This window comes from Enterobacter cloacae complex sp. P47BA (genome assembly GCF_014930485.1).
Taxonomy (GTDB): Bacteria; Pseudomonadota; Gammaproteobacteria; order Enterobacterales; family Enterobacteriaceae; genus Enterobacter; species Enterobacter bugandensis.
This window is the reverse complement of the sequence record NZ_JADBRF010000003.1, coordinates 1-25,618: the sequence shown is the minus strand read 5'-3', so window position 1 is coordinate 25,618 and position 25,618 is coordinate 1. Positions and strand designations below refer to the sequence as shown.

The window sequence follows — 25,618 nt, the reverse complement described above, 5'->3', positions numbered from 1 at the left end:
CACTGGCTTTTTGCTCGACATACTCAAAGCTACAGGCGCGATATTCTACGTGAAAACAACGTAAACGGCAGGTCAAACAGAGTATCTTTGCAAATATTTTTTCACGTTGGTGTCAAGCGGCTGAGAGGCGGCAAAAAAATCGCCCTGACCGCCCGTCACTCCGCGCTCTGTTAACATCTGCCATTCGCCTCTGGAGCGCACGCCTGCGGCAAATACCTGTGTTCGCGTTCCCTTACACGCTTCAACCAGACTCTGAACCAGCAGCTGGTTTTCCGTGCGCTTCTCAATATTCCTTACCAGCCCCGGATGTAGCTTTAATAGCTCAACATCCAGCTCCTTGATCCAGCTGGTACTGACCAGCGTTAAACCCGCCTGCGTTACCGCGACACGGGCACCGAGCGCGTTGATCAAACGGACCACCGGACGCAACCGGCTGATGTGTTGACCCACATCCGCCTCAGCAAGTTCAAAAATAATGCGTTTGCGTTGCGATTTTTCGCATTGCATTAATGTATCACGCAGCCAGCGCTGAAAACGCGGGCGTATTAATGACTCAACGGTAACCTGTAACGCCAGATTCTCTTCAGGCCAGAATGATAAAAATGGAATCAAGCGTGTAATTTGCTGGCGGTCATACTCTTCGGAGAGCCCAAATTGCAGAACCATCGGCAGATATTCCGCAGAAATAACCTCTTCCGTCCCGTCGAAAATACGGCACATCAATTCCCGGTGGTGGACAAAACCGTTCTTCATGACCGCCGGTTTTTGATAAATACGCGGCCCGCCGCGACTCAGCATTTGCTCAATCAAAGTACGCCAGCGCACGTTTCCACGCCCTTTTTCAGGCAGCGAATCATCATAGACCGCCCATCCGTTCGCCCCTTGCAATACCGCGTTGCGGGTGGCCGCTTCCGCATGCTCCATCACCTGCTCTGTCGACTGTCCGCCGCGCCAGGCGCAAATCCCCATATGGACCATATCGTCTCTGTCGAGCATTTTGCTCTGCGGCAGCGCGTCGACGGCCTTAAGTAGCTGGCTGGCAATGCTTTCTGATTCCTTCAACGTGCGATGCGGCAGCAATACGGCAAAGTCGCTGCGGTGGTAGCGGGCCAGCAGCGCCCCCGGATAGCGCATAATAAAGGTGGAGAGCAGGTTGATCAGCGTAAAGAGATTTTCTTCCGCCGCCCGCTGCCCCCATGTGTCGCGCAGCAGATCGAAATCGGGCAGGCGAATCATCATCACCACCCCGTGCGTACCCACTTTTTCCGGGTCGTCGAGCAGCGTGGCGAGTTGATTGTCAAAGAAAAGGCGGTTGTTAAGGCCGGTTTTATTATCCTGCGCGGCATAAGAGCGGATCAGCGTATCCATTCGGCTGCGCTGGTCGCTGGCAAACTGGATCTCTGAGAGCAGCGTATCCAGCGCGCTGCTGGCGCGTGAGGGCCATTCATGGACCGAGCCGCGAACCTGCGGGCCGCGTTCACCGTTCAGGATACGCACGGAGCGGATCTCCAGCAGTTCCTGGCCTGAAAGCTGGCGGCGCAGCCAGCGGACCGCGAGAAAAATCAGCAAAATAATGAAGGCGACGGCAACAGTAAGCGGCGCGGTGGTCATCATAGAACGGAAATAGCTGGCCATCGGATCGAGGTAGACCATGTGTATGGTCATCCCCGGATTTTTGAGGGAGTGCACCGTTACTTCCCGATACTGGCTCACCACGCCCGCAGGTCGATAGCTGTCCTGTCGTTCATGGCTTAAAACCGGATGCTTTCCCTGCTGGATGTCGACCTGAATAATATCAACCGGCACCATCAACTCATCCAGCTCCCGGGATAGCTCAGGAAGTGGAGTGGTCAGCAGACGCGTATCAATGACCGACGCAACGGACTGCACCCGGTTGACCAGTTTGTCCTGAATGGCGTTATAAAAGCTCAGAGAGCAACCAAGAAGCGTGACAAAGATGGTAAGCCCCGTCAGCAGGGTGATAAAAGCCGAGAACTTCGTCGTTAATCGCATCCTTGAGATTACTCCGTGGGTTGATGGGGTAGCGAGTAAGCGCTAACTTGCATTTCAAATGCGGCATACTACCAAACCTGGCGTATCTGGCAATTTATTGCGTTAAATCGGCATTGCTTTACCCTGAGCGAGTATAGTCTTCAGGAACTCTTTTCCAATCATCTGAGCCGTGAGGACCCCGTATGCAGGCTTTAATCTTAGAACAGCAGGACGGCAAAACGCTTGCCTCAGTACAGGCCGTAGAAGAGACTCGCCTGCCGGAAGGCGACGTCACCGTCGACATCGACTGGTCCAGTTTAAATTATAAAGATGCGCTGGCGATCACCGGCAAGGGTAAAATCATCCGAAATTTCCCTATGGTGCCGGGTATTGATTTTGCTGGCCGGGTTCATAGCAGCGAAGATCCCCGTTTTCATGCGGGCCAGCAGGTGCTGCTCACCGGCTGGGGCGTGGGCGAAAATCACTGGGGCGGGCTGGCAACGCAGGCGCGTGTGAAGGGCGACTGGCTGGTGCCTATGCCGAAAGGCATAGATGGCCGCAAAGCGATGATCGTTGGTACCGCAGGCTTTACCGCCATGCTGTGCGTGATGGCGCTGGAAGAGGCGGGTGTTCGCCCCGAGTCGGGTGAAATTGTTGTGACCGGGGCCAGCGGTGGCGTGGGCAGCACGGCGGTCACGCTGCTGCACAAGCTGGGTTATCAGGTTGCGGCGGTTTCCGGCCGTGAAAGCACGCATGATTATCTGCGCCAGCTCGGCGCCAGCCGCATTCTTGGCCGCGATGAGTTTGCCGAGACCCGCCCGCTGGAAAAACAGGTCTGGGCAGGTGCGGTGGATACCGTCGGTGACAAGGTGCTTGCAAAAGTCCTGGCGCAGATGAACTACGGCGGCTGCGTGGCAGCCTGCGGCCTGGCGGGCGGATTTGCCCTGCCAACGACCGTCATGCCATTTATTCTGCGTAACGTCCGCCTGCAGGGTGTGGATTCCGTGATGACGCCTGCGGCTCGCCGTGCAGAGGCATGGGAGCGTCTGGTGCGCGATTTGCCGGAATCGTTCTATACCCAGAGCGCTACCGAAATTACGCTCAGCCAGGCACCTGAATATGCCAGTAAGATCATGGATAACCAGTTCCACGGCCGCGCGCTGGTGAAAATCGCCTAATCTTCAAATTTTCGTGACATATTCGCGCTAACGCTTCTCCTCCGTCATGCTTAGAAAAACGCATGACGGAGGATGCCATGAAAAACCGAAAACTGACGGAAGCCGACGTAACGTCTGAATCTGTCTTTATGTTACAGCGCCGCCAGATCCTGAAAATGCTTGGCATCAGCGCCACGGCACTGACGCTCTCTCCAGCGGCACACGCCGACCTGCTCGACTGGTTTAAAGGCAACGATCGCCCTAAGGCGCCTTCCGGTGCCCCGCTTACCTTTACCAAACCCGCCGAATGGCAAAACACGCTGGCGCTCACGCCGGAAGATAAAGTCACCGGCTACAACAACTTCTACGAATTTGGTCTGGATAAAGCCGATCCTGCCGCCAATGCCGGCAGCATGAAAACCGATCCGTGGACGCTGAAAATCGACGGTGAAGTGGCAAAACCTCTGACGCTGGACCATCACGATCTGACCACCCGCTTCCCGCTTGAAGAGCGTATCTATCGCATGCGCTGCGTAGAGGCCTGGTCGATGGTGGTGCCCTGGGTAGGCTTCCCGCTGCATAAGCTGCTGGCGATGGTTGAACCCACCAGCAACGCAAAATACGTCGCCTTCCAGACGCGCTACGCCCCGGACGAGATGCCGGGCCAGAAAGACCGGTTCATCGGCGGCGGGCTGGAGTATCCATACGTTGAAGGGTTACGTCTTGACGAAGCCATGCATCCCCTTACCCTCCTGACCGTCGGCGTTTACGGCAAGGCGCTTCCGCCGCAGAACGGTGCCCCCATCCGTTTAACCGTGCCGTGGAAATACGGTTTCAAAGGGATTAAATCGATCGTCAGCATTAAGTTGACCCGCGAACGTCCGCCGACGACATGGAACCTGGCGGCGCCGGGTGAATACGGCTTCTTCGCCAACGTGAACCCGCATGTGGATCATCCCCGCTGGTCGCAGGCGACGGAACGCTTTATTGGCTCCGGCGGCGCGCTGGACGTGAAGCGCCAGCCCACGCTGCTGTTTAACGGGTATGCGGATGAAGTGGCGTCCCTTTACCGTGGCCTCAATTTACGGGAGAACTTCTGAGTGCGTTTAACGGCAAAGCAGATTACCTGGCTGAAAGTGCTGCTGCATTTAGCCGGGATACTTCCTTTTATCTGGCTGTTCTGGGCGGCCAGCCAGGGCCTCTTTAGCGCCGATCCGGCAAAGGATATCCAGCATTTTACCGGTCGGATGGCTCTGAAATTTTTGCTGGCCACCTTGCTCGTCTCGCCGCTGGCGCGCTACGCTAAACAGCCATTATTGATACGCACCCGTCGGCTTTTGGGGCTATGGTGTTTTGCCTGGGCGAGCCTGCACCTCACCAGTTACGCCCTGCTGGAACTGGGAATTAACAATCTGACACTGCTTGGCCGCGAGCTGGTAACACGCCCTTACCTGATGCTGGGCATTGTTAGCTGGCTGATCCTGCTGGCGTTAGCGCTGACATCCACGCAATATGCGCAGCGAAAGCTGGGCCGTCGCTGGCAGTTGCTGCACAACTTCGTCTATCTTGTCGCGATCCTCGCCCCCATTCATTATCTGTGGTCGGTGAAGATCCTCTCTCCGCAGCCGGTCCTTTACGCGCTGGCAGCCGTGGCGCTTTTAGCATGGCGTTACAAGAAGTTCCGCCAGTGGTTGCGATAGTTCGCGAAACTGTGCGTTTTCCCGCAGATTACCTCTCAACCGCAAATCTTTTTTGGATTGCGGTTGATAATCTTCCCTGATAAGACCAGTATTTAGCTGCCAAATGCTACGAAATCGTTATAATGTGCGACCTTGGTTCGCCTGACAGCGGTTTTAGGCCTCTGAAAAGGTGACATTTGCGCTTCGACGGTATATTTTGTTTTTTACCCGAAAATCGCAGGAGATAGCGGCATAATGACTGATAAGTTCCACATCTTAGTTTTAAACGGACCGAACCTGAACATGCTCGGCACCCGTGAGCCAGAGAAGTACGGCACGCTGACATTGAGCGAAATTGTTAACCGTCTGAGCACGGAAGCAGCCTCGCTGAATGTGGATTTGGATCATTTTCAGTCAAACGCGGAGTACGCAATCATCGACCGTATTCATCAGGCTAAAGACACTGTGGACTATATCCTGATCAATCCGGCCGCGTTTACGCACACCAGTGTTGCTATCCGCGACGCACTGCTCGCGGTGAGTATCCCGTTTATCGAGATCCACCTGAGTAACGTGCACGCCCGAGAGCCGTTCCGCCACCATTCGTATCTGTCGGATATCGCTGCTGGCGTTATCTGCGGACTGGGCGCAGACGGCTATTCATACGCTTTACAGACAGCGGTAAAACGCTTGTCACAATCACACTAAACAAGAGTACGGAACCCACTCATGGATATTCGTAAGATTAAAAAACTGATCGAGCTGGTTGAAGAATCAGGCATCTCCGAACTGGAAATTTCTGAAGGCGAAGAGTCTGTACGCATCAGCCGTGCAGCCCCAGCCGCTAGCTTCCCGGTAATGCAGCAAGCTTACGCTGCGCCAGTGCAGCAGCCTGCGCTTTCCGCAGCCGTTGCGCCAGCAGCAGCTGAAGCCGCACCTGCCGCTGCAGCAGAAATCAGTGGTCACATCGTACGTTCCCCAATGGTTGGTACTTTCTACCGCACCCCGAGCCCGGACGCGAAGGCGTTCATCGAAGTGGGTCAGAAAGTCAACGTAGGCGATACCCTGTGCATCGTTGAAGCGATGAAAATGATGAACCAGATCGAAGCTGACAAGTCAGGTACTGTGAAAGCGATTCTGGTCGAAAGTGGTCAGCCGGTTGAATTTGACGAGCCGCTGGTCGTCATCGAGTAACGAGGCGAACATGCTGGATAAAATTGTTATCGCCAACCGTGGCGAGATTGCACTGCGTATTCTTCGTGCCTGTAAAGAACTGGGCATCAAGACCGTGGCCGTGCACTCAAGCGCGGATCGCGATTTAAAACACGTATTGCTGGCGGATGAGACGGTCTGTATTGGCCCGGCTCCGTCCGTAAAAAGCTATCTGAACATCCCGGCTATCATCAGCGCCGCTGAAATCACCGGCGCGGTGGCAATTCATCCGGGTTACGGCTTCCTCTCTGAGAACGCCAACTTTGCTGAGCAGGTTGAACGCTCTGGCTTTATCTTCATCGGTCCGAAAGCCGACACCATTCGCCTGATGGGCGACAAAGTGTCTGCAATCACCGCAATGAAAAAAGCCGGTGTTCCAACCGTGCCAGGCTCTGACGGCCCTCTGACCGACGACATGGATGCTAACCGTGCTCATGCTAAACGCATTGGCTACCCGGTTATCATCAAGGCGTCCGGCGGCGGCGGCGGTCGCGGTATGCGCGTTGTGCGCAGCGATGCTGAACTGGCGCAGTCCATCTCCATGACCAAAGCGGAAGCGAAAGCGGCTTTCAGCAATGACATGGTGTACATGGAAAAATACCTGGAAAACCCACGCCACATCGAAATTCAGGTGCTGGCTGACGGTCAGGGTAACGCGATCTATCTGGCAGAACGTGACTGCTCCATGCAGCGTCGTCACCAGAAAGTGGTCGAAGAAGCGCCAGCGCCGGGCATTACCCCGGAACTGCGTCGCTACATCGGCGAGCGTTGCGCCAAAGCGTGCGTTGATATCGGCTATCGCGGGGCGGGTACCTTTGAGTTCCTGTTCGAAAACGGCGAGTTCTACTTCATTGAGATGAACACCCGTATTCAGGTTGAACACCCGGTTACCGAAATGATCACCGGCGTTGACCTGATCAAAGAGCAGCTGCGTATCGCAGCCGGTCAGCCTCTGTCCATCAAGCAGGAAGAAGTTGTGGTGAAAGGCCATGCGGTAGAGTGCCGTATCAACGCCGAAGACCCGAACACCTTCCTGCCAAGCCCGGGTAAAATCACGCGTTTCCACGCGCCGGGTGGCTTTGGTGTGCGTTGGGAATCTCATATCTACGCCGGCTACACCGTACCGCCGTACTATGACTCAATGATCGGTAAGCTGATCTGCTACGGCGAAAACCGTGACGTGGCGATTGCCCGCATGAAGAACGCCCTGCAGGAGCTGATCATCGACGGTATTAAAACCAACGTTGATCTGCAGATGCGTATCATGAGCGACGAGCACTTCCAGAATGGTGGAACGAATATCCACTACCTGGAGAAAAAACTCGGCCTGAACGAGAAGTAAGAGAGCTGTGTTGCTAAAAGGCCGGATTATCCGGCCTTTTTTTATTTCTGGGGATCGCCAAGCCCCATCATGTACAATCCCCGCTTTCTGCATCCACAAGGGACAAAAAATGGACAAACGTTTTGTTCAGGCCCATAAAGAAGCGCGCTGGGCGCTGTGGCTGACCCTTCTCTATCTTGCCGCATGGTTAGTAACTGCTTACTTACCTGACTCCGCTATTGGCATCACCGGCCTGCCGCACTGGTTCGAAATGGCCTGCCTGCTGGTACCGCTAGTGTTTATTCTGCTGTGCTGGGCAATGGTGAAATTCATCTATCGCGATATTCCGCTGGAGGACGATGATGCAGCTTGAAGTCATTCTGCCGCTTGTCGCATACCTGCTGGTCGTGTTTGGTTTATCCATTTACGCCATGCGCAAAAGAACGACCGGTGCTTTTCTGAACGAGTATTTCCTCGGCAGCCGTTCGATGGGCGGCGTTGTGCTGGCAATGACGCTGACCGCGACCTATATCAGCGCCAGCTCGTTTATTGGCGGCCCCGGTGCGGCCTACAAGTACGGGTTAGGCTGGGTACTGCTGGCGATGATCCAGCTGCCTGCCGTCTGGCTCTCCCTCGGTATTCTTGGTAAGAAATTTGCCATTCTGGCGCGCCGCTATAATGCCGTCACGCTCAACGACATGCTGTTTGCCCGTTACCAGAGCCGCTTACTGGTGTGGCTGGCGAGCTTAAGCCTGCTGGTCGCCTTTATTGGCGCGATGACCGTACAGTTTATCGGCGGGGCACGCCTGCTGGAAACGGCGGCCGGGATCCCTTACGAGACAGGCCTGCTTATCTTCGGGGTAAGCATCGCGCTCTATACCGCGTTTGGCGGGTTCCGCGCCAGCGTGCTGAACGATACGCTGCAGGGAATGGTCATGCTCATCGGCACGATTGTTCTGCTGGTGGGGATTGTTCATGCCGCGGGTGGACTCACTCATGCGGTGGAAACCCTTGAAGCGATTGACCCGAAACTGATTTCACCGCAGGGCGCGGATGATATCCTCTCGCCGACCTTTATGACCTCGTTCTGGGTGTTAGTCTGCTTCGGGGTGATTGGTCTGCCGCATACCGCCGTGCGCTGTATCTCCTATAAAGACAGTAAAGCCGTTCACAAGGGCATCATCATCGGGACGATTGTGGTCGCGGTCCTGATGTTTGGTATGCACCTGGCAGGTGCGTTAGGGCGCGCGGTGATCCCCGACCTTACCGTGCCGGATCTGGTGATCCCGACGCTGATGGTTAAAGTGCTGCCGCCCTTCGCCGCCGGAATTTTCCTCGCAGCGCCAATGGCCGCCATTATGTCGACCATTAACGCCCAGTTACTGCAAAGTTCCGCTACGATCATTAAAGATCTCTATCTGAACCTGCGCCCTGAGCAGGTTGAAAATGAACGTCGCCTGAAGCGGATGTCTGCCGTCATTACGCTGGTGTTAGGAGCTTTGCTGATGTTAGCTGCATGGCATCCGCCGGAGATGATCATCTGGCTGAACCTGCTGGCGTTTGGCGGTCTTGAAGCCGTTTTCCTGTGGCCGCTGGTATTAGGTCTTTACTGGGAACGCGCGAACGCTGCAGGCGCGCTGAGCGCGATGATTGTTGGCGGTGTGCTGTATGCCATCCTTGCGACATTTAAGATTCAGTATCTGGGCTTCCATCCGATTGTGCCTTCGTTACTGCTAAGTTTACTGGCGTTTGTGGTGGGGAACCGTTTCGGTCAGCCCGCCCCACAACCCGCTATGATTTCTACTGATAAATAAAGAGTTTTGCCATGCCGTGGATCCAACTAAAACTGAACACAACCGGCGCGAACGCCGAAGAGCTAAGCGATGCGCTGATGGAAGCCGGCTCTGTCTCCATCACCTTTCAGGACACGCACGACACGCCGGTCTTTGAACCGCTGCCGGGCGAAACGCGCCTGTGGGGTGATACCGACGTGATCGGCCTGTTCGATGCCGAAACCGACATGAAAGAGGTGGTGGCGATTCTGGAAAACCATCCGCTGCTGGGTGCAGGCTTCGCGCATAAAATCGAACAGCTGGAAGACAAAGACTGGGAACGCGAGTGGATGGACAATTTCCATCCGATGCAGTTCGGCAAACGTCTGTGGATCTGCCCAAGCTGGCGCGAGGTTCCCGATGAAAACGCGGTGAACGTGATGCTTGACCCAGGCCTGGCGTTTGGCACCGGCACCCATCCAACCACGTCTCTGTGCCTGCAGTGGCTGGATGGTCTCGATCTGGAAGGTAAGACGGTGATCGACTTCGGCTGCGGTTCCGGGATCCTCGCGATTGCCGCTCTGAAACTGGGCGCGGCGAAAGCCATCGGGATCGATATCGATCCGCAGGCCATTCAGGCCAGCCGCGATAATGCCGAGCGTAACGGCGTCTCCGATCGTCTGGAGCTCTACCTGCCGGAAGCGCAGCCAGAAGCCATGAAAGCCGATGTGGTGGTCGCAAACATTCTCGCGGGCCCACTGCGTGAACTGGCGCCATTAATCAGCGTGCTGCCGGTTGAGGGCGGTCTGCTGGGACTTTCCGGCATTCTGGCAAGCCAGGCGGAGAGCGTTTGCGAAGCCTACGCCGATCTCTTTGCGCTCGACCCGGTTGTAGAGAAAGAAGAGTGGTGCCGCATTACCGGTCGTAAAAAATAAGTATTTGGCGTGGTCCTCTGACCACGCCTTTTCTCCTCGAATATTCCTCCCGCACCTGGCCTGCCTCCGGTAAAATAACCCTACAAATCATATTGATAAATTTTGATTTGGATAATAAAAATTCACGGGAAGAATATTATGAAACACGTTTATAGCAAGGCAGCGCTGTTAGCGCTGAGCATGATCTCGGCTTCAGCATGCGCATCACACTGGAGCTACAAAGGAGAAAGTTCACCGGAGCACTGGGGTGAACTGGATGAAGCGTACAAGACCTGTAACAGTGGAATGAACCAGTCTCCCATTGATATTGATTCAACCGCTAACGCCCATCTCTCCCCGCTGCAAACGCACTATGTTGACGGCCCTGTGACGCTGACAAACAATGGCCATACCATTCAGGCAAGCGAGCAGGCCGACACTCGCGACACTATCACGCTGGATAAGCAAACCTGGACATTACAGCAGTTCCACTTCCACGCGCCGAGCGAAAACACCGTGCACGGCAAGCATTACGCGATGGAGATGCACCTTGTGCATAAAAATGCGAAGGGGGAACTGGCGGTGGTCGCGGTCATGTTCGACAAAGGGGCAGAGAACCGTGAGCTTGATAAACTGTGGGACGTTATGCCTCAGCAGGCTGAGCTGAACGTCTCCATCAAGCAGGAGCTCAACCTGAATAAGCTGCTGCCGGAAGATAAAACGTACTGGCGCTTTAGCGGCTCGCTGACAACGCCACCGTGTTCAGAAGGCGTCACCTGGATCGTGCTTAAGCATCCTCTGACGGTCTCCGCCGGGCAGCTCGAGAAATTCACCCACACAATGCATCACGATAATAACCGGCCGGTACAGTCCCTCCATGGTCGTGTTATCCTCGAATAACGTCTATTTTTTGCCCTGAGATCATGTTCTAAAATGCGACGCAGATCGCAAAGAAGTGGGGAAATCTGCTGTTAAAAACAGCAGATTATCCCGCTCATCTGTCGCATTTATTCAGAAATGATGAGAAGTTACGGGAAATTGTAAGCGCACATAAAATAGCCATCATCGCATAACTCAATGATTTAAATAATGAATAATTTTAAACGAAAAGATTGCGCGGCGATTCCTTGATCTACAACAGTGGATTGTTCAAAGTTTGGCCTTTCATCTCGTGCAAAAAATGCGTAATATACGCCGCCTTGCAGTCACAGTATGGTCATTTCTTAACTCATGCGCATCGGACACCACCAGCTTAGAAATCGCCTGATCGCAGCCCCAATGGCAGGTATTACCGACCGGCCGTTCAGGACGCTGTGCTATGAGATGGGAGCCGGTTTAACCGTATCCGAGATGATGTCGTCTAACCCGCAGGTTTGGGAAAGCGATAAATCCCGCCTTCGGATGGTGCACATTGATGAACCAGGTATTCGCACCGTGCAAATTGCCGGAAGCGTGCCTGAAGAGATGGCAGATGCCGCGCGTATTAACGTGGAAAGTGGTGCCCAGATTATTGATATCAATATGGGTTGCCCGGCCAAAAAGGTGAATCGCAAGCTTGCAGGTTCAGCCCTTCTGCAATACCCCGACCAGGTGAAAGCTATCCTGACGGCGGTTGTCAGCGCAGTGGACGTTCCTGTTACGTTGAAGATTCGCACGGGTTGGTCGCCGGAACACCGTAACTGTGTAGAGATTGCCCAACTGGCCGAAGATTGTGGTATTCAGGCCCTGACCATCCACGGACGCACTCGCGCCTGTTTGTTCAATGGTGAAGCTGAATACGACAGCATTCGGGCAGTTAAGCAGAAGGTTTCCATTCCGATTATCGCGAATGGCGACATAACTGACCCGCTTAAAGCCAGGGCTGTACTCGACTATACGGGAGCTGATGCTCTGATGATAGGACGTGCAGCTCAGGGAAGACCCTGGATCTTCCGGGAAATCCAGCATTATCTGGACACTGGGGAGCTGCTTGCCCCACTGCCTCTGGCAGAGGTAAAGCGCTTGCTTTGTTCGCATGTTCGGGAACTGCATGACCACTACGGTCAGGCAAAAGGGTACCGAATTGCGCGTAAACACGTCTCCTGGTATCTCCAGGAGCACGCTCCAGATGACCAGTTTCGGCGCACATTCAACGCCATTGAGGATGCCAGCGAACAGCTGGAGGCGTTGGAGGCATACTTCGAAAATCTTGCGTAATGAAATAAAGAGCTGACAGAACTATGTTCGAACAACGCGTAAATTCTGACGTACTGACCGTTTCTACCGTTAACTCTCAGGATCAGGTAACTCAAAAGCCCCTGCGTGACTCGGTTAAACAGGCACTGAAGAACTATTTTGCTCAACTGAATGGTCAGGATGTTAATGACCTGTATGAGCTGGTACTGGCTGAAGTTGAACAGCCACTGTTGGACATGGTGATGCAATACACCCGCGGTAACCAGACCCGCGCTGCGCTGATGATGGGTATCAACCGTGGTACTCTGCGTAAGAAACTGAAAAAATACGGCATGAACTGATACTAATCAGTTAAATGCTTGTTTAAAAAGGCGCTACCTGGCATGGGGATGCGCCTTTTTTATTGTCTTATTCTTTCACCGTCAACGCTTTGTAAACCTTTGCTTATCCCGCTTTTAAACCGCTTCTTTTCGTGTATATTTCCACCACTTCAGTGGCTCTCTTCTCGCGGAATGACACAATGATTCGTAAATACTGGTGGCTGGTCGTCTTTGCAATCTCCGTTTTCCTTTTCGATGCCCTCCTGATGCAGTGGATTGAACTGATGAGCACCGAAACCGACAAGTGCCGCAATATGAACTCCGTCAATCCGCTGAAATTAGTGAACTGTTCAGAACTCGATTAACACCCTGCCGTCATCGGCCTCCCCGTATTGCCCACTAAAAACGGGGATTTAAATCCCTTTGAGCCGTTACCTGACGGTGATAATGTCTCGCCCTTCTCAACCTCTTCTGCGTAACGTCATACTCGAGTAGAACCGACCATGCTGGTTAGCCAATATAACCCTATCCTAGTAGCCCTCTCCTTTGCTGTTGCTATCCTTGCTGCTTACACCGCGCTGAATATGGCTGCACGCGTCGCCGGGAGTCAGGGTGTCGCAGCGCGCGTCTGGCTGGCGGGAGGCGGTGTTGCGATGGGCATTGGCGTATGGGCAATGCACTTTATCGGCATGCTGGCGATGGATCTCTCCATGAGCATGAGCTACAACGCGACCCTGACGATTTTATCTATGGTCATCGCCGTGGGATCGTCACTGTTTGCGCTATGGCTCGTCAGCTGTGAACAGCTGCGCATGCGCCGCCTGCTCCCCGGCGCTCTGGTGATGGGAATCGGCATTGTTGCCATGCATTACACCGGTATGGCGGCGCTGGAGGTGAGGCCGGGGATCGTTTGGGACACGCTGTGGGTGGCCATTTCGGTCGTGATTGCGCTTGTCGCTTCGCTTGCAGCATTGTGGCTGACCTTCCGCCTGCGCCACGAAGCCGCTCAGGTGGTGCTGATGCGCCTGGGTGCCGCCATCACGATGGGAATTGCTATCGCCGGTATGCACTACGCCGGGATGAAGGCCGCGCAGTTTCCAATGTCCACCATGGTTCACCATCAGGGTATTAACGGCAGCTGGCTGGCCGTGCTGGTCAGCGTCGTCGCGCTCTCTATTCTTGGGATCACCCTGCTGGTGTCGATGCTGGATGCCCGCCTGCAGGCACGAACCGCCCTTCTGGCCTCGTCGCTGGCAGAAGCGAACCGGGAACTTGCGCAGCTGGCGCTGCACGATACGCTGACGCGTCTGCCCAACCGTATCCTGCTGGAGGACCGGCTCGATCAGGCCATCAGCAAAGCTGACCGTGAAGGTACCCATTTCGCCCTGATGTTCATGGATCTCGACGGTTTTAAAGCCATCAATGACGCCTACGGCCATGATGTCGGTGACAGGCTGCTGGTCGCCGTTACGCAGCGTCTGCTGCATCTCCTGAAGGGCCAGTTTACCCTTGCACGCATTGGCGGCGATGAGTTTGTTCTGCTGGCTGAGGGAGAAGGTCCGGACGATGCGGCCTCGCTGGCAAATTCGCTGGTGCGGGCGATCGATAGCCCGTTCACTCTCGACCCCTACGAACTGGTGGTAACGCTTAGCATTGGTATCGCCCTGTACCCTCACGACGGCAAAACCGAACGTGAGCTGATGTTTAACGCCGACGCGGCGATGTATCACACCAAGCATATGGGCCGAAACGGCTATCACTTTTTCCAGCCCTCCATGAACACTCTGGCGCAGACCCATCTTCAGTTAATGAACGATCTGTGGATGGCCGTCGATCGTAATGAACTGCGCCTGCTTTATCAGCCAAAGTTTCACGCGCCCGCGGGCCCTCTCCTCGGGTTTGAAGCGCTGCTGCGCTGGCAGCATCCGAAGCAGGGTTTACTGACGCCGGATCTTTTCCTGCCGCTGGCGGAAAAAACCGGGCTTATCATCCCTATTGGTAACTGGGTGCTCAATGAAGCCTGTCGCCAGCTGAGAGAATGGCATCTGCAGGGGCATCGAAACTGGTCAATGGCAGTAAACCTGTCGACGCTGCAGTTCGAACAGCCCTCGCTGGTTAAAACAGTGCTCGACTGCCTGGAGCGTCATCACGTCCCGCCGGAAATGTTGATCCTGGAAGTCACGGAAACTACGGCGATGAGCAACCCCGATGAGAGCGTGCGGGTGCTGACAGAGCTGACGGATGCTGGGGTGAAAGCCTCGATTGATGATTTTGGGACCGGATATTCGAGCCTGCTGTATCTCAAGCGTTTACCGGCCTGTGAACTGAAGATAGACAGAGCGTTTGTGAAAGAGTTAAGCGGTGAAAGCGAGGATGCCACCATTGTCTCTGCGATTGTGGCCCTCGCGAAAACGCTCAACCTGAAAGTCGTGGCCGAAGGTGTGGAAACCGAAGCGCAGCAAGCCTTTTTGACGGAGCTGGGCTGTAATACCTTACAGGGTTACCTGTTAGGTAAACCCGCCAGCGCGCAGACCATCGAGGCGCTTTGTGCACGGGGTGAAATGTTGCCAGGCGCTGAGCCGTAATTATTATGAGGCGACACGCGCAAGAGAGGGAGTGTCGCCAGAATACTGTCGACCAGGGCTGGCGCCTGCTGATAAAGATTAAAACTGTCGGTATTCATTAACCAGTTTTTAATGATGCCGCTAAAAAAACCGTGGAATACTATCATGGTCAGCTCAACGTTCACCTGCGACGAAATGATGTTTCGAGAAATACATTTTTCCAGCGTAACGCGCAAAGAATCATAATTGAACCCAATACGTTTCCGAATTTCATCCTCTGAAATCATATCGCTAGTAAATTCACATTTATGATACAAAATTTGTAATAGCGCACATTGACGGGGTTCGCATGCGATATACTGAAGCGCAGTAATGAATTGCTCACGAAGTATTAACAACGGATCATCATTTTCGGAGAGAGAAAGCCTGTCGCGAATGATGTCACGTAGCGGTAATTGCTGTTCCCAAATGGCATTAAATATCTCTGCTTTACTGGTAAAGTGCCAGTAGATAGCACCACGCGTAACCTTTGCGGCATCGGCGATATCCGTCAGCGTCGTGCTGGCTACGCCTCGCGTCGCAAACTGCCCGATAGCCGCCTCAATCAACTGCTGTCGGGTTTGTTGAGCCTCTTCTTTCTTTTTACGCGCCATTGACAGCTACTCTTTACTCGCAGGGTATATACATAACATCAGGTTCGGATGGCTGGAAGTATTCACTAAAAGCCGTTTTAATTTTGCACAAAAAAAGTCAATTTACTTAATCTATAAACAATCTAAATACATGCCCGGAATTAAATTCACGAAATAAATAAATTTACCGGTTAAGCTCTATTAGCCTGATTTAGCGGGCAGAAGTATAGCCGTATTTTCTACGGGACTGATTCTGATTTTCCTCTCAGGCCTCGTCATTCGCACTTATAAATTAAAAAACATTAAATACCCTCATTATTATACGCAGCTACATTTTATTTTTTCCCTCTGCCCCACTACCGATCTACGGCAAACATCGGTTAATGGGTATTTAAAGGAACAGTCATGACGAATCATTTCAGACGTTTACCCTTAGCCGGTTTCATTGTCTGCGCTGTACTGCTCACTGGATGCGATGGCCAGGAAAATCAACAACAACATGCACAGGCGCCTCAGGTCAGCGTCCATATCGTGAAAAGTGCGCCGCTGGCCGTCACAACTGAACTCCCGGGCAGAACAGATGCGTTCCGCGTTGCGGAGGTTCGTCCACAGGTTAGCGGTATCATTCTCCGTCGCAACTTCACGGAAGGTAGCGATGTAAAAGCTGGGGACTCACTTTATCAAATTGATCCTGCGACCTATCAGGCGGCTTACGACAGCGCGAAAGGCGAGCTGGCAAAGGCGCAGGCGGCGGCCAATATTGCACACCTGACGGTGAAACGTTATCTCCCGCTGGTGGGAACACAGTATGTCAGCAAACAAGAGTATGACCAGGCCGTGGCCACGGCCCAGCAGGCAGATGCCAGCGTTGTCGCCGCAAAAGCGGGCGTTGAAAGCGCACGCATCAACCTTGCGTATACCAAAGTAACGTCCCCTGTCGATGGCCGCATCGGCAAATCCAGCGTGACGGAAGGGGCGCTCGTGACGAACGGGCAGGCCGCAGCGCTGGCGACGGTCCAGCAGCTTGATCCGATTTATGTCGATGTGACCCAGTCGAGCAATGAATTTATGCGCCTGAAGCAGACGAGCCTGCAAAAAGGCGACACGGCCAGCAGCGTTGAGCTGCTGATGGAGAATGGTCAGCCCTATCCTCTGAAAGGTACCCTGCAGTTCTCCGACGTTACGGTGGATGAAAGCACCGGCTCAATCACGCTGCGCGCCATTTTCCCGAATCCTCAACACCTGCTGTTACCGGGGATGTTCGTTCGCGCCCGCATTGATGAAGGCACACAGCCAGATGCCATTCTGGTTCCGCAGCAGGGGATGACCCGAACGCCGCGAGGCGACGCAACCGTGCTGGTGGTTAATGATAAAAACCAGGTTGAATCACGTACCGTCGTTGCGCCTCAGGCCATTGGCGACCGCTGGCTGGTGACGGAAGGGCTGAAAAACGGTGACCGCGTGATTGTTAGCGGATTACAAAAAGTCAGACCAGGGGCTACCGTCGTCGCCACGCCAGATACCATCACGACTCCCGCCAGTTAAGGAACGACGACATGGCTAATTTCTTTATTCAAAGGCCGGTTTTCGCCTGGGTACTTGCCATCATTTTGATGATTGCAGGCGGGCTGGCCATTCTCAAACTGCCCGTCGCCCAGTATCCGACGATTGCTCCGCCAGCCGTGGCGATTTCAGCGACCTACCCCGGCGCTGATGCCCAGACGGTGCAGGATACCGTGACCCAGGTTATCGAACAGAACATGAACGGTATCGACAACCTGATGTACATGTCTTCCACCAGCGATTCAGCAGGTAATGTCACCATCACACTGACCTTCGAGTCAGGAACGGATCCGGACATCGCCCAGGTGCAGGTGCAGAACAAGCTGCAGCTCGCCATGCCGCTGCTGCCGCAAGAGGTACAGCAGCAAGGGATTGGCGTTGAGAAATCCAGCAGCAGCTTCCTGCTGGTCGCCGGTTTTGTTTCGGACAACAAAAACCTCACTCAGGATGATATCTCCGACTATGTCGCCTCGAACGTCAAAGATGCTATCAGCCGAACGACGGGTGTCGGCGACGTTCAGCTGTTTGGCGCCCAGTATGCGATGCGCATCTGGCTCGACAGCAATGCGATGAATAAATACCAGCTGACGCCGCTGGATATTATCAACCAGCTGAAAACGCAGAACGACCAGATAGCGGCAGGTCAGTTGGGCGGTACGCCATCGGTTCCTGGACAGCAGTTGAATGCCTCCATCATCGCGCAAACTCGCCTGAAATCACCGGAAGAGTTTGGCCGCGTGACGCTCAAGGTGAACCAGGACGGCTCGATGGTTCACCTGAAGGATGTCGCTCGCATTGAGCTCGGCGGCGAAAACTACAATATGGTGACCAAAATCAACGGGCAGGCCGCAACCGGCCTGGGGATTAAGCTGGCAACCGGGGCAAACGCGCTGGATACCGCGGCAGCCATCAAGAGCAAACTGGCGCAACTGCAACAGTTCTTCCCGCAGGGGTTGAAGGTCGTCTATCCCTATGACACCACGCCTTTTGTGAAAATTTCTATTCATGAAGTGGTGAAGACCCTGTTTGAAGCGATCGTTCTGGTCTTCCTGGTCATGTATCTGTTCCTGCAAAACCTGCGCGCGACGCTCATTCCGACTATCGCGGTGCCGGTGGTTCTGCTGGGTACCTTCGCGGTTCTTGCGGCGTTCGGTTTCTCCATCAACACCCTGACGATGTTCGGGATGGTACTGGCGATAGGGCTACTCGTTGATGACGCCATCGTGGTGGTCGAGAACGTTGAGCGCGTGATGGTAGAGGACAAGCTGCCGCCGAAAGAGGCCACGCAGAAGTCGATGGAGCAGATCCAGGGCGCGCTGGTGGGGATCGCGATGGTTCTCTCGGCGGTCTTTGTCCCGATGGCCTTTTTTGGTGGCTCGACGGGCGCCATCTATCGCCAGTTCTCGCTGACTATCGTTTCCGCCATGGCGCTCTCCGTGCTGGTTGCGCTGATCCTGACGCCCGCACTCTGCGCAACGCTGCTTAAGCCCGTTTCTGGCGATCATCATGAGAAGAAAGGGGGGTTCTTTGGCTGGTTCAATGCACTCTTTGATAAAAGCGTGGAGCACTACAGCAACAGCGTAAGCGGTATTTTGCGTAAGACCGGCCGCTATCTGGTGGTGTACGTCCTTATTGTCGGTGGGATGGCGGTGCTGTTCCTGCGCTTACCTACCTCCTTCCTGCCTGAAGAGGATCAGGGGGTATTTATGACGATGGTTCAACTCCCGGCGGGTGCGACCCAGACGCGTACTCAGCAGGTTCTCGACCAGGTTCAGGACTACTATCTGACCCAAGAGAAAGCGAACGTTGAATCCGTCTTTACCGTTAACGGCTTTAGCTTTAGCGGTCAGGGCCAGAACTCCGGTATCGCCTTCGTCAGCCTGAAACCCTGGGAAGAACGTTCTGGGGAGAAAAATAGCGTTGAGGCCATCGTGGGCCGAGCGACAAAAGCGTTCAGCCAGATTAAAGACGGCCTTGTATTTCCGTTTAACCTGCCTGCCATTATCGAACTGGGAACCGCAACGGGCTTCGACTTTGAACTTATCGATCAGGCAAACCTGGGGCATATCCAGCTGACGCAGGCGCGTAATCAGCTGCTCGGCATGGTGAAAGAGCACCCTGACCTGCTGGTTCGCGTGCGTCCTAACGGCCTGGAGGATACACCGCAGTTCAAACTGGATGTCGATCAGGAGAAAGCGCAGGCGCTGGGTATTAGCATTTCTGACGTCAACCAGACGATATCGACGGCATTGGGTGGTACCTATGTGAATGACTTTATCGATCATGGCCGCGTGAAAAAAGTTTACGTCCAAGCGGATGCGAAATTCCGTATGTTGCCGGGGGACATCAATAATCTCTACGTGCGCAGCGCGAATGGGGAAATGGTGCCGTTCTCATCCTTTAGCAGCGCTCACTGGGTTTACGGCTCTCCTCGTCTGGAACGCTATAACGGCATGCCGTCCATGGAGATCCTCGGTGAGTCAGCCCCAGGGAAAAGTACCGGTGAGGCCATGGTGATGATGGAAAGCCTGGCGGCAAAACTGCCTTCCGGCATCGGCTATGACTGGACGGGAATGTCTTATCAGGAACGCCTTTCCGGTAACCAGGCGCCTGCACTGTACGCCATTTCACTGATCGTGGTGTTCCTGTGCCTGGCTGCACTGTATGAAAGCTGGTCCATACCCTTCTCTGTCATGCTGGTTGTGCCGTTAGGCGTCATCGGGGCTCTTTTCGCAGCGTCACTGCGCGGGTTAAACAATGACGTATATTTCCAGGTCGGCCTGCTGACAACGATTGGGTTATCAGCGAAAAACGCCATCCTGATCGTCGAATTTGCTAAGGATCTGATGGATAAAGAAGGTAAAGGTATCATTGAGGCCACGCTGGAAGCCTCAAGAATGCGCCTTCGCCCGATCCTGATGACCTCCCTGGCCTTCATTCTTGGCGTCATGCCGCTGGTAATTAGCACCGGAGCCGGGAGCGGCGCGCAAAACGCCGTCGGTACGGGTGTGATGGGAGGCATGCTTTCCGCAACGCTTCTGGCTATTTTCTTTGTGCCCGTTTTCTTTGTGGTTGTCCGAAGACGGTTTACCAACCATAAGGATTAACGTATCCCTGAAGGCACCGTTTGGTGCCTTTTTTATTTTAATATAAACAATGGATTAGTCATTATTGAATCGCATATAAAAAATTCATGAGTTTGCATTAAGTAAAAGCGCCCTCTTGCGACTCCATAATTTCTCCATGAATTTATCCAGAAAACGCTTTTTCTCCATGATTTTTACAAACTACATAATTTGAGATTATTCCACGTGTAACGGGAACTTACCCTGGTGGTAAAATAATCTCCAGTTCGTTAATAGCCCTCCTGGCTATGTAGCGAATAAGAAATAATACTGAGGTAACATCATGAAAAGATTCATTTCCGTTGCACTTCTCGCTGCGCTGCTTGCTGGTTGCGCGCACGACTCTCCTTGTGTACCGGTTTACGATGATCAGGGCCGACTGGTTCATACCAATACCTGTATGAAAGGCACCACCCAGGACAACTGGGAAACAGCAGGTGCCATCGCCGGCGGCGCTGCCGCAGTAGCGGGTTTAACATTAGGTATTGTTGCCCTGACGAAGTAACATCTGTTCAGAAAGCGCGGCTCCGGTCGCGCTTTTGCTTTTAATGAGTGCACCATTTTCTAATAAATAAAAAAGTTCCGCATTTATTCTTATATTTCATTTCAACCAACCGCTATCAACACCTTTTTCTTATCTCTGATGATTTTCATACATTAATACTATTGAATACTCTGCCAATATTCACCTCAGAAACTATCTCTTCTTTTTATCTCATCCCGGTTAAAACTTTTGCTCCAATTTGTGGCACAGGTTGTAATTTCGCACTGTTTCGGGGCGCTCATTTTATTTAAGCCTGTCTACACTCTGCATTAAGCGTTCAGTTTTCTCTTATCTCGCTGAACTCAAAACTGGCATTACGTTTGCTTTATAAACGTTGGCCAATGCCACAGACAGGTTAAGCGCTTAAAAACGCTTCTATAACAATAAATTTCGCCACACAGGATCCATTATGAAAAAGACGATGATAGCCAGCCTGACCGCTGCAGGCATGTTGTTTGCCATAGCCGGTCAAGCCCATGCGGGAACGACGCTGGATGCCGTTAAAAAGAAAGGTTTTGTTCAATGCGGTATCAGCGACGGTCTGCCTGGCTTCTCTTATGCCGATGCGAACGGCAAATTTACCGGTATTGATGTGGATGTCTGCCGTGGCGTCGCAGCAGCGGTTTTTGGTGATGACAGCAAAGTAAAATACACCCCGCTGACGGCGAAAGAGCGCTTTACGGCGCTGCAGTCCGGCGAGGTTGACATGCTCTCGCGTAATACCACCTGGACCTCCTCCCGCGATGCAGGTATGGGGATGTCATTTACGGGCGTGACCTATTATGACGGCATCGGCTTCCTGACCCACAATAAAGCGGGCCTGAAAAGCGCCAAAGAACTGGATGGCGCCACCGTGTGTATCCAGGCGGGTACCGATACCGAGCTGAACGTCGCGGATTATTTCAAAGCAAATAAGATGAAATACACCCCTGTGACTTTCGACCGCTCGGATGAATCAGCCAAAGCGCTGGAATCCGGTCGCTGCGACACCCTGGCCTCTGACCAGTCACAGCTGTATGCCTTACGCATTAAGCTGAGCAATCCGGCGGAATGGATTGTCCTGCCTGAAGTGATCTCCAAAGAACCTCTCGGACCGGTTGTGCGTCGTGGCGATGAAGACTGGTTCTCTATCGTTCGCTGGACGCTGTTTGCCATGCTGAATGCAGAAGAGATGGGCATCAACTCGAAAAACGTTGATGAGAAAGCGGCGAATCCTTCCACCCCGGATATGGCGCACCTGCTCGGTAAAGAAGGTGATTTCGGCAAGGATCTGAAGCTGGATAACAAGTGGGCTTACAACATCATCAAACAGGTGGGTAACTACGCAGAGATCTTCGAGCGTAACGTGGGATCGGAAAGCCCGCTGAAGATCAAACGCGGCCAGAACAATCTCTGGAATAACGGCGGTATTCAGTACGCGCCACCAGTACGTTAAGTCATAGCTGTAACGGGCACTGCTCGGGCAGTGCCCACTCCAGAGTCATGGTTACTGAGGTTTCTTTATGTCCCATCGCCGCTCAGCCGTAAAAGGATCGCTATCCTTTTCTCATCCCGCGGTCCGCGCCTGGCTATTCCAGATTATTGCTATTGTTGCGGTTGTTCTTATCGCCGTGTATCTCATCCATAACACCATCACTAACCTGAATAATCGCGGTATCACCTCCGGTTTTGCGTTTCTGGATCGCAGCGCGGGCTTTGGGATTGTTCAGCACCTTATCGACTATCAGGAGGGTGACACGTACGGACGCGTGTTTGTGGTCGGTTTACTGAATACGCTGTTGGTATCGGCACTTTGTATTGTCTTCGCGTCCATCCTGGGCTTCTTTATTGGGCTGGCGCGTCTTTCTGAAAACTGGCTGCTGCGAAAGCTTTCCACCATCTATATTGAGACGTTTCGCAACATCCCACCGCTGCTGCAGATCTTCTTCTGGTATTTCGCGGTGCTGCGTAATCTTCCCGGTCCCCGCCAGGCCGTCGATGCGTTTGAGCTGTTTTTCCTGAGTAATCGTGGGTTATACATTCCCTCTCCGCAGGTGGCCGAAGGGATTTACGCCTTTATCGTCGCCATTATTGTTGCGCTCGCGATTTCCGTCGGCCTGTTCCGCTATAATCGTAAGCATCAGATTAAAACCGGACAGCTTCGTAAAACATGGCCAGTTGCCGCTGCGCTGATTGTTGGCTTACCGTTAGTTGCTCACTGGCTTTTTGGTGCAGCCTTGCACTGGGATATTCCTCACCTACGCGGGTTCAACTTCCAGGGTGGTATGGTGTTAATTCCTGAACTGGCAGCACTCACGCTGGCGCTTTCAATTTATACCTCCGCGTTTATTGCGGAAATCATCCGCTCCGGGATCCAGGCCGTGCCTTACGGGCAGCACGAGGCGGCACGTTCACTCGGTTTGCCGAATACCGTGACGCTTCGCCAGGTCATTATTCCGCAGGCTTTACGGGTGATCATTCCGCCCCTGACCAGCCAGTATCTCAACATTGTCAAAAACTCATCGCTGGCAGCTGCCATTGGTTATCCGGATATGGTGTCTCTCTTCGCCGGAACCGTGCTTAACCAGACCGGACAGGCCATAGAAACCATTGCCATCACCATGTCCGTCTATCTAATCATCAGTCTGGCCATTTCGTTGCTGATGAACCTTTATAACCGTCGTATAGCACTGGTCGAGCGCTAAGGATCTATGATGACAAAAGCGATACTGTCGCACTCCTCGCGCCCTGCCAGCTCGACGGGTGGACGTTTTATTCTCTGGGCGCGTAAGAATCTCTTCTCCAGCTGGAGTAATAGCCTGCTGACGATTGTCTGCCTGTGGCTAATGTGGGAATTGATTCCTCCCCTGCTGAACTGGGCGGTTATACAGGCCAACTGGGTCGGTACAACTCGGGCAGATTGCACAAAAGCCGGCGCTTGCTGGGTGTTTATTCATGAGCGCTTCGGTCAGTTCATGTATGGATTGTATCCGCATGAACAGCGCTGGCGGATTAATCTGGCGCTGGTTATCGGCCTGCTCTCTGTTGCAGTCATGTTCTGGAAAAAGCTGCCTCACCGTGGACGCTATATTGCCGTCTGGGCGGTGGTTTATCCGATTATTGTCTGGGTGCTGCTGTATGGCGGTTTTCTGGGGCTGGAACGCGTTGAAACACGCCAGTGGGGTGGCCTGACGCTGACATTGATTATCGCTTCAGTAGGGATCGCCGGCGCGCTACCGTTGGGCATTTTACTCGCCCTGGGTCGCCGTTCAAAAATGCCAGTCGTACGCGTGCTCTCCGTTATCTTTATTGAGTTCTGGCGCGGCGTACCGCTTATCACCGTACTGTTTATGTCGTCGGTCATGCTGCCACTGTTTATGGCGGAAGGTACAACGATCGACAAGCTGATCCGTGCCCTGGTCGGGGTGATTCTCTTCCAGTCCGCCTATGTCGCTGAAGTTGTACGCGGTGGCCTGCAGGCATTGCCTAAAGGCCAGTACGAAGCGGCGGAATCGCTGGCGCTCGGTTACTGGAAAACGCAGGGGCTGGTGATCCTTCCGCAAGCGCTCAAGCTGGTTATCCCTGGTCTGGTCAATACGATCATTGCTCTCTTTAAAGATACCAGCCTGGTGATCATCATCGGATTGTTCGATCTCTTTAGCAGCGTGCAGCAGGCAACCGTTGACCCTGTCTGGCTGGGTATGTCCACCGAGGGATATGTCTTTGCCGCTCTGATCTACTGGATCTTTTGTTTTAGCATGTCGCGCTATAGCCAGCATCTGGAAAAGCGCTTTAACACCGGGCGTACACCGCACTGAGGAAATTATGAGCCAAATGACTATGACAACCGCCAACGCGATGATTACGCTGGAAAACGTCAATAAATGGTATGGACAGTTTCATGTCCTGAAGGACATCAATCTTAAGGTAAAGCAGGGCGAACGCATCGTCCTTTGCGGCCCTTCCGGTTCAGGTAAATCCACAACCATTCGCTGTATTAACCATCTTGAAGAGCATCAACAAGGGCGCATTGTGGTTGATGGTATTGAACTGAATGAAGATATCCGCAATATCGAACGCGTGCGGCAGGAAGTGGGAATGGTATTTCAGCACTTTAATCTGTTTCCACACCTGACCGTTCTGCAGAACTGTACGCTTGCGCCGATTTGGGTCCGAAAGATGCCGAAACAGGAGGCGGAGGCGCTGGCGATGCACTACCTTGAACGCGTACGCATCGCGGAGCATGCCAATAAGTTTCCTGGTCAGATCTCGGGCGGGCAACAGCAGCGCGTGGCTATCGCCCGTTCGCTGTGCATGAAACCCAAAATCATGCTGTTTGACGAACCGACATCTGCGCTGGATCCCGAAATGGTGAAAGAAGTACTGGATACCATGATTGGGCTGGCCCAATCCGGCATGACGATGCTGTGCGTCACGCATGAGATGGGATTCGCGAGAACCGTGGCCGACCGGGTGATCTTTATGGACCGCGGCGAGATTGTTGAGCAGGCACCGCCGGATGAGTTCTTTGCGCATCCGAAGTCAGAACGTACGCGAGCATTTTTATCGCAGGTAATTCATTAGTCGTTTGCTCTGCCGGGTGGCGGCTTCGCCTTACCCGGCCTACGGTTTGTGCAGCGCAGAAACGCAAAAAGGCCATCCTTTCGGA

General features: G+C 53.5%; 23 protein-coding genes. 21 read left to right on the top strand and 2 right to left on the bottom strand.

Annotated elements, in window-relative coordinates; translation table 11 throughout:
* Positions 1–72: 72 nt before the first annotated feature.
* Entirely contained in the window at positions 73–2,013 is a 1,941-nt protein-coding gene (gene csrD / locus IM299_RS04880) for an RNase E specificity factor CsrD (protein ID WP_041907831.1), read from the bottom strand.
* Between the two features lie 182 nt (positions 2,014–2,195).
* On the opposite strand from csrD, the gene IM299_RS04875 reads away from it, so the two are divergent.
* The 14 genes from IM299_RS04875 to IM299_RS04810 all read left to right on the top strand — a co-directional run bounded on the left by IM299_RS04875 (position 2,196) and on the right by IM299_RS04810 (position 15,127).
* Entirely contained in the window at positions 2,196–3,170 is a 975-nt protein-coding gene (locus tag IM299_RS04875) for an MDR family oxidoreductase (RefSeq protein ID WP_041907830.1), read from the top strand.
* A 77-nt stretch (positions 3,171–3,247) separates the two neighbouring features.
* A complete protein-coding gene (gene msrP, locus IM299_RS04870) occupies positions 3,248–4,249 on the top strand; it encodes a protein-methionine-sulfoxide reductase catalytic subunit MsrP (protein WP_028014608.1) in 1,002 nt (333 codons plus the stop codon).
* A complete protein-coding gene (msrQ, locus tag IM299_RS04865; protein ID WP_059354997.1) occupies positions 4,250–4,849 on the top strand; it encodes a protein-methionine-sulfoxide reductase heme-binding subunit MsrQ in 600 nt (199 codons plus the stop codon).
* A 234-nt stretch (positions 4,850–5,083) separates the two neighbouring features.
* The gene (gene aroQ, locus IM299_RS04860; RefSeq protein WP_028014610.1) at positions 5,084–5,536 is read left to right on the top strand and encodes a type II 3-dehydroquinate dehydratase; all 453 of its coding nucleotides are present in this window, start codon (positions 5,084–5,086) and stop codon (positions 5,534–5,536) included.
* Positions 5,537–5,557: 21 nt separating this feature from the next.
* Positions 5,558–6,022: an acetyl-CoA carboxylase biotin carboxyl carrier protein gene (gene accB / locus IM299_RS04855; protein WP_008502856.1), complete on the top strand. Its 465-nt coding sequence runs from the start codon at positions 5,558–5,560 to the stop codon at positions 6,020–6,022.
* 10 nt (positions 6,023–6,032) lie between these two features.
* Positions 6,033–7,382, top strand: a complete 1,350-nt coding sequence (accC, locus tag IM299_RS04850; protein ID WP_003860388.1) for an acetyl-CoA carboxylase biotin carboxylase subunit — start codon at positions 6,033–6,035, stop codon at positions 7,380–7,382.
* A 109-nt stretch (positions 7,383–7,491) separates the two neighbouring features.
* On the top strand, positions 7,492–7,734 hold the full coding sequence (locus IM299_RS04845) for a YhdT family protein (protein ID WP_006178860.1): 243 nt from the start codon (positions 7,492–7,494) through the stop codon (positions 7,732–7,734).
* Positions 7,724–9,175 (top strand): sodium/pantothenate symporter, encoded by a 1,452-nt coding sequence (gene panF / locus IM299_RS04840; protein WP_193357162.1) that lies wholly within the window; start codon positions 7,724–7,726, stop codon positions 9,173–9,175. The genes IM299_RS04845 and panF overlap by 11 nt, the downstream gene beginning before the upstream one ends.
* 11 nt (positions 9,176–9,186) lie before the next feature.
* On the top strand, positions 9,187–10,068 hold the full coding sequence (gene prmA, locus IM299_RS04835) for a 50S ribosomal protein L11 methyltransferase (RefSeq protein WP_028014613.1): 882 nt from the start codon (positions 9,187–9,189) through the stop codon (positions 10,066–10,068).
* 138 nt (positions 10,069–10,206) lie between these two features.
* Positions 10,207–10,947 carry a carbonic anhydrase gene (locus IM299_RS04830; protein WP_041907814.1) on the top strand — a complete coding sequence of 247 codons (741 nt, stop codon included), beginning with the start codon at positions 10,207–10,209 and terminating at the stop codon, positions 10,945–10,947.
* 330 nt (positions 10,948–11,277) lie between these two features.
* Complete coding sequence (gene dusB, locus IM299_RS04825) at positions 11,278–12,243, top strand: tRNA dihydrouridine synthase DusB (RefSeq protein ID WP_008502861.1); 966 nt, start codon at positions 11,278–11,280, stop codon at positions 12,241–12,243.
* 23 nt (positions 12,244–12,266) lie between these two features.
* Entirely contained in the window at positions 12,267–12,563 is a 297-nt protein-coding gene (gene fis / locus IM299_RS04820; RefSeq protein WP_000462905.1) for a DNA-binding transcriptional regulator Fis, read from the top strand.
* Between the two features lie 179 nt (positions 12,564–12,742).
* The gene (locus tag IM299_RS04815; protein ID WP_014885446.1) at positions 12,743–12,907 is read left to right on the top strand and encodes a DUF2556 family protein; all 165 of its coding nucleotides are present in this window, start codon (positions 12,743–12,745) and stop codon (positions 12,905–12,907) included.
* Positions 12,908–13,045: 138 nt separating this feature from the next.
* Complete coding sequence (locus tag IM299_RS04810) at positions 13,046–15,127, top strand: bifunctional diguanylate cyclase/phosphodiesterase (RefSeq protein ID WP_041907809.1); 2,082 nt, start codon at positions 13,046–13,048, stop codon at positions 15,125–15,127.
* Here IM299_RS04810 and envR read toward each other — a convergent pair.
* Complete coding sequence (envR, locus tag IM299_RS04805) at positions 15,043–15,759, bottom strand: acrEF/envCD operon transcriptional regulator (RefSeq protein WP_193357112.1); 717 nt, start codon at positions 15,757–15,759, stop codon at positions 15,043–15,045. The two genes, IM299_RS04810 and envR, sit on opposite strands and share 85 nt — an antisense overlap.
* 384 nt (positions 15,760–16,143) lie before the next feature.
* On the opposite strand from envR, the gene IM299_RS04800 reads away from it, so the two are divergent.
* The 7 genes from IM299_RS04800 (at position 16,144) to IM299_RS04770 (ending at position 25,533) form a co-directional block, all read left to right on the top strand.
* Positions 16,144–17,283 (top strand): efflux RND transporter periplasmic adaptor subunit, encoded by a 1,140-nt coding sequence (locus IM299_RS04800; RefSeq protein WP_193357111.1) that lies wholly within the window; start codon positions 16,144–16,146, stop codon positions 17,281–17,283.
* A gap of 11 nt (positions 17,284–17,294) precedes the next feature.
* A complete protein-coding gene (locus tag IM299_RS04795) occupies positions 17,295–20,408 on the top strand; it encodes an efflux RND transporter permease subunit (protein WP_088204332.1) in 3,114 nt (1,037 codons plus the stop codon).
* A 301-nt stretch (positions 20,409–20,709) separates the two neighbouring features.
* Complete coding sequence (locus IM299_RS04790; protein WP_008502867.1) at positions 20,710–20,931, top strand: lipoprotein; 222 nt, start codon at positions 20,710–20,712, stop codon at positions 20,929–20,931.
* A gap of 448 nt (positions 20,932–21,379) precedes the next feature.
* Positions 21,380–22,405 (top strand): amino acid ABC transporter substrate-binding protein, encoded by a 1,026-nt coding sequence (locus IM299_RS04785; RefSeq protein WP_028014619.1) that lies wholly within the window; start codon positions 21,380–21,382, stop codon positions 22,403–22,405.
* A 67-nt stretch (positions 22,406–22,472) separates the two neighbouring features.
* Positions 22,473–23,654 (top strand): amino acid ABC transporter permease, encoded by a 1,182-nt coding sequence (locus IM299_RS04780; protein ID WP_048959000.1) that lies wholly within the window; start codon positions 22,473–22,475, stop codon positions 23,652–23,654.
* Between the two features lie 9 nt (positions 23,655–23,663).
* Positions 23,664–24,767: an amino acid ABC transporter permease gene (locus tag IM299_RS04775; protein WP_041907798.1), complete on the top strand. Its 1,104-nt coding sequence runs from the start codon at positions 23,664–23,666 to the stop codon at positions 24,765–24,767.
* Positions 24,768–24,774: 7 nt separating this feature from the next.
* Positions 24,775–25,533 carry an amino acid ABC transporter ATP-binding protein gene (locus IM299_RS04770; RefSeq protein ID WP_041907797.1) on the top strand — a complete coding sequence of 253 codons (759 nt, stop codon included), beginning with the start codon at positions 24,775–24,777 and terminating at the stop codon, positions 25,531–25,533.
* Positions 25,534–25,618: the final 85 nt, after the last annotated feature.